This window comes from Sphaerospermopsis sp. FACHB-1194, from assembly GCF_014696235.1.
In the GTDB taxonomy this organism is placed as follows: Bacteria; Cyanobacteriota; Cyanobacteriia; order Cyanobacteriales; family Nostocaceae; genus Sphaerospermopsis; species Sphaerospermopsis kisseleviana.
Genome location: NZ_JACJPU010000090.1, coordinates 1 through 7,052 on the forward strand (window position 1 = coordinate 1; position 7,052 = coordinate 7,052).

A 7,052-nucleotide genomic window follows, 5' to 3' on the forward strand; every position below is an offset into this window, starting at 1 on the left:
GAAAATTTCTTTGCCATCTCTTGAAATCCCAAAAAATGCACACTTTTTCCGGTATACCCTTCAAAACCCTTGCACTAATTTCTGTGTTTATCAGCCTCTAACCTTTGATATATCAAGGTTTTAGGTTTATTCAGCAAACCCTAATTGGGAATTGGGGAGAAAAATTTTAGATTTTAGATTTTAGATTTTAGATTTTAGATTTTAGATTTTAGATTTTAGATTGGAGTTGAGAAAAACAATCCAAAATCCTTGCAGCCAAAATTCAAAATAAATAACTCTTGACTTCTGACTTCTTTAAGGGCGTTCGCGAAGCGTGCTGGAAGCATCAGCATTCGGGCGATAAATTATCAATTTTATCAACAGGTGATTTTCCTGTAAGGGCGAAGCATTCGGGCGATAAATTATCAATTTTATCAACAGGTGATTTTCCTGTAAGGGCGAAGCATTCGGGCGATAAATTATCAATTTTATCAACAGGTGATTTTCCGAATGCTTCGCCCCTACGACTCCTGACTTCTGCTGTATTTGCAAGGGGTTGATTTTACAGACTTGGTGGCAAAATCAAATTATCAATTTGATGAATTACACCGTTACTTGCTGGAATATCTGCTTTTGTTACTTGAGCATCATTCACAGATACTCCCTTAGAAGGATTGACTAGAACCTTAATGGGATCTCCTTGTAAGCTGGTGACTTCTCCAGATTTTAAATCACTAGAAAGAACTCTACCTGGTATGACATGATAAGTTAAGATTTTCACCAAAATCTCTTTGTTCTCTGGCTTTAACAAATCCTGCACCGCGTCCTGTGGTAGTTTGGCAAAGGCTTCATCTGTGGGCGCTAAAATTGTAAATGGTCCAGCACCTTGCAAAGTTTCTTTAAGTCCAGCCGCTTCTAAAGCTTTGATGAGGGTTTTAAAATTACCTGCTGATTCAGCAACTTCTACAACGTTTTTGGTTTCTGTGGTCTGGGTTGGTGGTGTGACTCTTGGAGTTTCGCTAGGTGCAGTACCACGGTTGTAAGGAGGTTCGTTGAAAATACTTGGTCTAGGATTCAGCACTCCATCGCCGCTAGACTGGGCTATCTGTGTTGTAATTGTTGTAATTGTTGTAATTTTGATGTTGGCATCATGATTTGGCACTACTTCTGCTCTAGATGGTAAAGTAATCAGGAGATTAACTCCTGTTACTCCCAGTATTCCAGCGATATTGGTCAATAATTTGCTGTAATTAGCCTTCATAAGTTTTTTTGTCTTTATTTTTGACAAGTTACATAAAAACTTATAACATTTCATTAAACCAAGGGAATAGGGAATTGGGTGTACGGATTATTGTTCAATAATTAAATAGGATTCCTATATCAGCTAATGCCTACTATTAGCATTTTGGGGATGACGGTTTGTTGTACGTTGTTGATCTGTCTGAATTATCGTCGCATCTACCAGTTATTTATGGGCAACTATACTTTTTAAACACATCTAATTTTACTCAGACATAAAATTAGATAATTATAATAATAAATTGTCCTCTTGAAATATTTACAGTTATCAGTGAAGAAAGACGGACATTTTTGTTTTCACTCAATAGGTAAGATTAATTTTGTTTGCATAATTATAATTATCAAAAAATGTAAATATTAATTGTTTTGGAGTGGTTCAAAATATTATAATAAATCACCATACTTAAATTTTATGATTTTTATGGTTTCATGATTTTTCATGAAAAATGATTAGTGTTAACCGCCTCTGTAGTCAAAGCTGTTTCATGGAGAGTTAAAATACCCATTAGCAGATAATTATAAATTCTCAATTTTCAAGTAATCCCAAAAATTACATCAATCACACACTGAATAGTTACTAGAAAAATTACTTAAACTCAAGATAGAATTGTAAAATAGATAAATAAGTTAGTTAGCACGGAAGAGAATATGCTGGAATTATATCAGTGGGAACTATCTCAATATTCAGAAAAAGTGCGTCTATGCCTTGATTATAAAGGCTTAGAGTATCGCAAAATTGAAGTCACTCCCGGAATTGGACAAGTAGAATTGTTTCGTTTGACTGGTCAGAAACAAGTACCAGTATTAAAGGATGGACATAGATATATTGTAGATTCGACGGAAATTGCTAAGTATTTAGACTCGGAATACCCAGATCGTCCACTGATACCAAAGGATAAGAAAAAACGCGCTCAGGCGTTATTATTAGAAGATTGGGCAGATGAGACAATGGGAATTAAGGGTAGAAAAGCTTTGTTTGCTGCGATCAGTCAAGATCAAAATTTCCGCAAATCTTTATTACCAGTCTCCACACCAGATATTTTGAAATCTGTGGTTGAAGGTGTACCAGGTGATTTTCTCAATGTCTTGGGTTTTGGGGTGGGTTTTACTCCTGATATCATAAATTCTGCGATCGCTAGTTTAAAACAAGATTTAGAAATCCTCACAGAACTATTAGCAGATAGTCCTTATCTGTTGGGAGATGAACCCACTATAGCTGATTTAGCAGTTGCAGGATTATCAATATTATTGAAGTTTCCACAAGGTCCTTATTTGGATTTACCAGAATCTCTCAGAGGTAAAGGATTACCAATTTTAGCCGATAATCCTGATTATGAACCATTTTTCACCTGGCGCGATCGCCTCTATGAACAATTCAGAAAACCCTTAACAGGTAAACCCCCCGCTACCGGAAGCGCACCTACTTCGATAGAAATTGATTAATTTAGGTGACTGGTGACTGGTGACTGGTGACTGGTGACTGGTGACTGGTGACTGGTGACTGGTGACTGGTGACTGGTGACTGGTGACTGGTGACTGGTGACTGGTGACTGGTGACTGGTGACTGGGAAGATGAATAACCGAATTACCAATTCCCAATTCCCAATTCCCAATTCCCAATTCCCAATTCCCAATTCCCAATTCCCAATTCCCAATTCCCAATTCCCAATTCCCAATTCCCCATTCCCAATTACCTATCTAAAATGAATTCAGGACAACCATTAGGTTCAGTTATTGAAGGTTCTCTCACTGGAGGTTTAGAAGTAAGATTACACCCGGATATCTCTGTAGAAGATATGCGGGTAGGTAAATTTCTTGTAGTTCAAGGGGTGCGATCGCGTTTTTTCTGTATGCTAACAGATGTATCTTTAGGAACAGCAAATGCGCGAATTATCGCTAACCCCCCTGGTTGGGAAGATACTTTTTTACGGGAGATTTTAGCGGGAAGCGGTACTTATGGGATGATCAACCTCGCACCCATGTTGATGTTTACCCCGGAAACCAATGAATCTTTTTTCTCTGTTAACGGTAAATCTTTCAATACCTTTGTACCATCTGCTACAGGTTTAGCTTCTTTCCAACCTCAAACCAGCACTACAATGGAATTGCTACCTGTAAAAACTATACCTAGTCATTTTAGCCAAGTTTACGAAGCTAATGAAGAGGATTTTCGGCGGGTGTTTGGTTGGGAAGATGACCCCCACAGAAACAACTTCTCTATCGGTAAACCCTTAGATATGGATGTACCGATTTGTATTGATTTAAACCGTTTTGTGGAACGAAGTAATGGCGTTTTTGGTAAATCTGGGACTGGTAAATCGTTTCTGACACGCTTACTTTTAGCCGGTGTGATTCGTAAAAATGCCGCTGTTAACTTAATTTTTGATATGCACTCAGAATATGGTTGGGAAGCAGTGGCAGAAGGTAAAGAAGTTAACACGGTTAAAGGTTTAAAACAGTTATTTCCTGGTAAAGTCGAAGTTTATACTCTTGATCCAGAATCAACTAAGCGTAGAGGTGTCAGGGATGCACAAGAACTATATTTAAGTTATGAACAAATAGAAGTAGAAGATATTAAGTTATGTGCTAGAGAGTTAGGTATTACCGAAGCAGCTTTAGACAATGCTAATATCTTATGTAATGAGTTAGGTAAATCTTGGATTCCTCAATTGTTCAACATGACCAGTGAGGATATTAAAATGTTTTGTGAAGACAAGCCAGGACATCCAGGCTCAATCACTTCTTTGCAGCGTAAATTATTACGTTTAGATAGTTTAAAATATATGCGGGCAGTTTGTCCCCAGAACTATATTAAAAAAATAGTACAATCTTTGGAAGCTGGCAAAAATGTAGTGATAGAATTTGGGTCTCAGTCAAATATGCTCTCTTATATGTTAGTGACGAATATGATCACCAGACGTATACATGAGCATTATGTCAAAAGAGCAGATAAATTTCTGCAAAGCAAAAATCCCTTGGATCGGCCAACACCATTAATGATTACAATAGAAGAAGCCCATCGTTTTCTTGATCCCGCAGTGGTTCAAAGTACCATCTTTGGGACTATAGCTAGGGAACTGAGGAAATATTTTGTAACACTTTTGGTAGTTGATCAGCGTCCGTCTGGGATAGATAATGAAGTTATGTCCCAAATTGGTACTCGCATCACTGCTTTACTTAACGACGAGAAAGATATTGATGCTATTTTTACAGGTGTATCGGGTGGGGGAGCTTTGCGTTCAGTCTTAGCTAAGTTAGATTCTAAACAACAAGCTTTAATTTTAGGTCATGCCGTACCCATGCCAGTAGTAGTGCGTACACGTCCCTATGATACGGTGTTTTATGGGGAAATTGGTGATCAAGTTTGGGAAGAAAAGTCAGATGCAGAAGTTTTTGCGGCCGCAGAACTCGCTAAAGCTGACTTAGGTTTTTAGTAATTCAAGGGTGATTGGTGATTGGTGATTGGTGATTGGTGACTGGTGATTGGTGATTGGTGATTGGGGAAAATAAGATATTACTTCTTGCCTTCTGCCTTCTGTCTTCTGCCTCCTGAACTCCTGAACTCTTATAAATTCGTGACATCCCTCCATTGGGGTAGCTTGATAAGTTCGGTTATCCGGCCACTTGTAAGCAACAGAAGAGGGGTTTTTAACGTCACTATAGATATGTGGTACTCCTGTAGGGGCGAAGCATTCGGAAAATAGCCTGTTCAGAAAATTGATAATTTATCGCCCGAATGCTTCGCCCTTAGAGGAAAATAGCCTGTTCAGAAAATTGATAATTTATCGCCTGAATGCTTCGCCCTTAGAGGAAAATAGCCTGTTCAGAAAATTGATAATTTATCGCCCGAATGCTTCGCCCTTAGAGGAAAATAGCCTGTTCAGAAAATCGATAATTTATCGCCCGAATGCTTCGCCCTTAGAGGAAAATAGCCTGTTCAGAAAATCGATAATTTATCGCCCGAATGCTTCGCCCTTAGAGGAAAATAGCCTGTTCAGAAAATTGATAATTTATCGCCCGAATGCTTCGCCCTTAGAGGAAAATAGCCTGTTCAGAAAATTGATAATTTATCGCCTGAATGCTTCGCCCTTAGAGGAAAATAGCCTGTTCAGAAAATTGATAATTTATCGCCTGAATGCTTAGTCCTGACGACTCCTGACTCCTGCTATAGTTAGGGTTTTAAGGAAGTTGAAAATAAAATTTAGCAGCCAGTCCATTCTACTATATAATAGGAAGATTTAGCTGCTGCTCTTTACTATCTGCCAAATTTACCGTACCATAAGAAAAGTAAAACTCATACTGACTTCGTGTTTGACAAATGCTGTCATCCGCAAAAGAAAGGAAGAATTCTTGAAAACCAACCAGTGTGCTTCTAAGATATTCCAAAATTAAAGGAGGGTTGGGGGAACCCATGCCAGGGTAGCACCGTCGTGACAACGGCTATATAAATAAATAGATTGCTTATAGTAGCTTTGATGATGTCTATGGATGTGTATGCCACCCTTATTAATTCACCCTAGTTGAGAAAAGATTGATTTTGTATAGGGAGTAGAGGACAACGCACCAATGCCTACTGTTAACAACGAAAATGAAAACCTGAATGCCAAATTTACGGCTGATATGGTGCGAACCTATCTGCGGGAAATTGGACGTGTGCCACTGCTAACCCGTGAGCAAGAGATTGTTTATGGGAAGCAGGTGCAGCAAATGATGACGCTTCTGGAAGCTAAAGAAGCTTTAGCGAAAAAACTAGACCATGAACCTAGTTTAGCAGAATGGGCTGCCCATGTTAACCAATCAGAAAATGAAGTTAAACATACGGTGGCGTTAGGTAAGCGAGCCAAGCAAAAAATGATTGAAGCGAATTTGCGCTTGGTTGTGGCTATTGCCAAAAAATACCAGAAGCGAAATATGGAATTTCTGGATTTAATCCAGGAAGGAACATTAGGTTTAGAACGGGGGGTAGAGAAATTTGATCCCATGCGGGGTTATAAATTCTCGACTTATGCTTACTGGTGGATTCGGCAAGCGATTACACGAGCGATCGCTCAACAAGGTCGCACTATCCGCTTACCTATCCATATTACCGAAAAGCTGAACAAAATTAAAAAGGTGCAACGGGAGTTGGCGCAAAAGTTGGGCAGGTCCCCAACACCAACAGAAATCGCCAAAGAACTGGAATTAGAACCTGCTCAGATTCGTGAGTATCTGAATATGGCACGTCAACCAGTTTCTTTAGATGTGCGGGTTGGTGATAACCAAGACACCGAACTGCAAGAAATGTTGGAAGATGAAGGTCCATCTCCAGAATATTACACCAATCAGGAATTTTTGCGCCAAGACTTAAATAACCTGTTGGCAGAACTCACACCCCAACAACGGGAAGTTTTAGCTTTACGGTTTGGTTTAGAAGATGGTAATGAAATGTCCTTGGCGAAAGTTGGTGAACGGTTGAAACTTAGCCGTGAGCGAGTCCGTCAACTAGAACATCAAGCACTTGCACATTTACGCCGTCGTCGCGCCAATGTTAAAGAATACGTTGCCAGCTAAAAGCGTAGACAAGCACCTGCTTGTGAGAAAATATGACTTTTGGCGGGTTGCCTCCTGATTTCAGGGGGCAATTTTTTTAGTTAGGGTTTGCTGAATAAACCTAAAACCTTGATATATCAAAGGTTAGAGGCTGATAAACACAGAAATTAGTGCAAGGGTTTTGAAGGGTATACCGGAAAAAGTGTGCATTTTTTGGGATTTCAAGAGATGGCAAAGAAATTTTC

8 protein-coding genes are annotated in these 7,052 nt (G+C 39.1%); 4 read left to right on the forward strand and 4 right to left on the reverse strand.

Going from position 1 to position 7,052, the window contains the following annotated elements; genetic code table 11:
- Positions 1-294: 294 nt before the first annotated feature.
- Complete coding sequence (locus H6F45_RS25680) at positions 295-531, reverse strand: hypothetical protein (RefSeq protein WP_190348764.1); 237 nt, start codon at positions 529-531, stop codon at positions 295-297.
- A gap of 10 nt (positions 532-541) precedes the next feature.
- On the reverse strand, positions 542-1,240 hold the full coding sequence (locus tag H6F45_RS25685) for a fasciclin domain-containing protein (protein WP_190348765.1): 699 nt from the start codon (positions 1,238-1,240) through the stop codon (positions 542-544).
- 686 nt (positions 1,241-1,926) lie between these two features.
- On the opposite strand from H6F45_RS25685, the gene H6F45_RS25690 reads away from it, so the two are divergent.
- Entirely contained in the window at positions 1,927-2,721 is a 795-nt protein-coding gene (locus H6F45_RS25690) for a glutathione S-transferase family protein (RefSeq protein WP_096566169.1), read from the forward strand.
- Here the strand turns inward: H6F45_RS25690 and H6F45_RS25695 are convergent.
- A complete protein-coding gene (locus H6F45_RS25695) occupies positions 2,665-2,919 on the reverse strand; it encodes a hypothetical protein (RefSeq protein WP_242052727.1) in 255 nt (84 codons plus the stop codon). The two genes, H6F45_RS25690 and H6F45_RS25695, sit on opposite strands and share 57 nt — an antisense overlap.
- A 62-nt stretch (positions 2,920-2,981) precedes the next feature.
- Here H6F45_RS25695 and H6F45_RS25700 point away from each other — a divergent pair, with 62 nt between their 5' ends.
- A complete protein-coding gene (locus H6F45_RS25700; protein ID WP_137668756.1) occupies positions 2,982-4,712 on the forward strand; it encodes an ATP-binding protein in 1,731 nt (576 codons plus the stop codon).
- 4 nt (positions 4,713-4,716) lie between these two features.
- Here the strand turns inward: H6F45_RS25700 and H6F45_RS25705 are convergent, their stop codons facing one another.
- On the reverse strand, positions 4,717-4,860 hold the full coding sequence (locus tag H6F45_RS25705; RefSeq protein ID WP_190348766.1) for a hypothetical protein: 144 nt from the start codon (positions 4,858-4,860) through the stop codon (positions 4,717-4,719).
- A 135-nt stretch (positions 4,861-4,995) separates the two neighbouring features.
- On the opposite strand from H6F45_RS25705, the gene H6F45_RS25710 reads away from it, so the two are divergent.
- Both H6F45_RS25710 and H6F45_RS25715 read left to right on the forward strand, forming a co-directional pair.
- Positions 4,996-5,421, forward strand: a complete 426-nt coding sequence (locus H6F45_RS25710; protein ID WP_190348767.1) for a hypothetical protein — start codon at positions 4,996-4,998, stop codon at positions 5,419-5,421.
- A gap of 423 nt (positions 5,422-5,844) precedes the next feature.
- Positions 5,845-6,828, forward strand: a complete 984-nt coding sequence (locus tag H6F45_RS25715) for an RNA polymerase sigma factor, RpoD/SigA family (RefSeq protein ID WP_137668750.1) — start codon at positions 5,845-5,847, stop codon at positions 6,826-6,828.
- Positions 6,829-7,052 lie beyond the last annotated feature (224 nt).

Excerpts from the sequence above, each read along its gene's own strand:
- H6F45_RS25685 (WP_190348765.1), bottom strand. The coding sequence starts at position 1,240 with ATGAAGGCTAATTACAGCAAATTATTGACCAATATCGCTGGAATACTG.
- H6F45_RS25690 (WP_096566169.1), top strand. The coding sequence starts at position 1,927 with ATGCTGGAATTATATCAGTGGGAACTATCTCAATATTCAGAAAAAGTG.
- H6F45_RS25700 (WP_137668756.1), top strand. The coding sequence starts at position 2,982 with ATGAATTCAGGACAACCATTAGGTTCAGTTATTGAAGGTTCTCTCACT.
- H6F45_RS25705 (WP_190348766.1), bottom strand. The coding sequence starts at position 4,860 with ATGTCACGAATTTATAAGAGTTCAGGAGTTCAGGAGGCAGAAGACAGA.
- H6F45_RS25715 (WP_137668750.1), top strand. The coding sequence starts at position 5,845 with ATGCCTACTGTTAACAACGAAAATGAAAACCTGAATGCCAAATTTACG.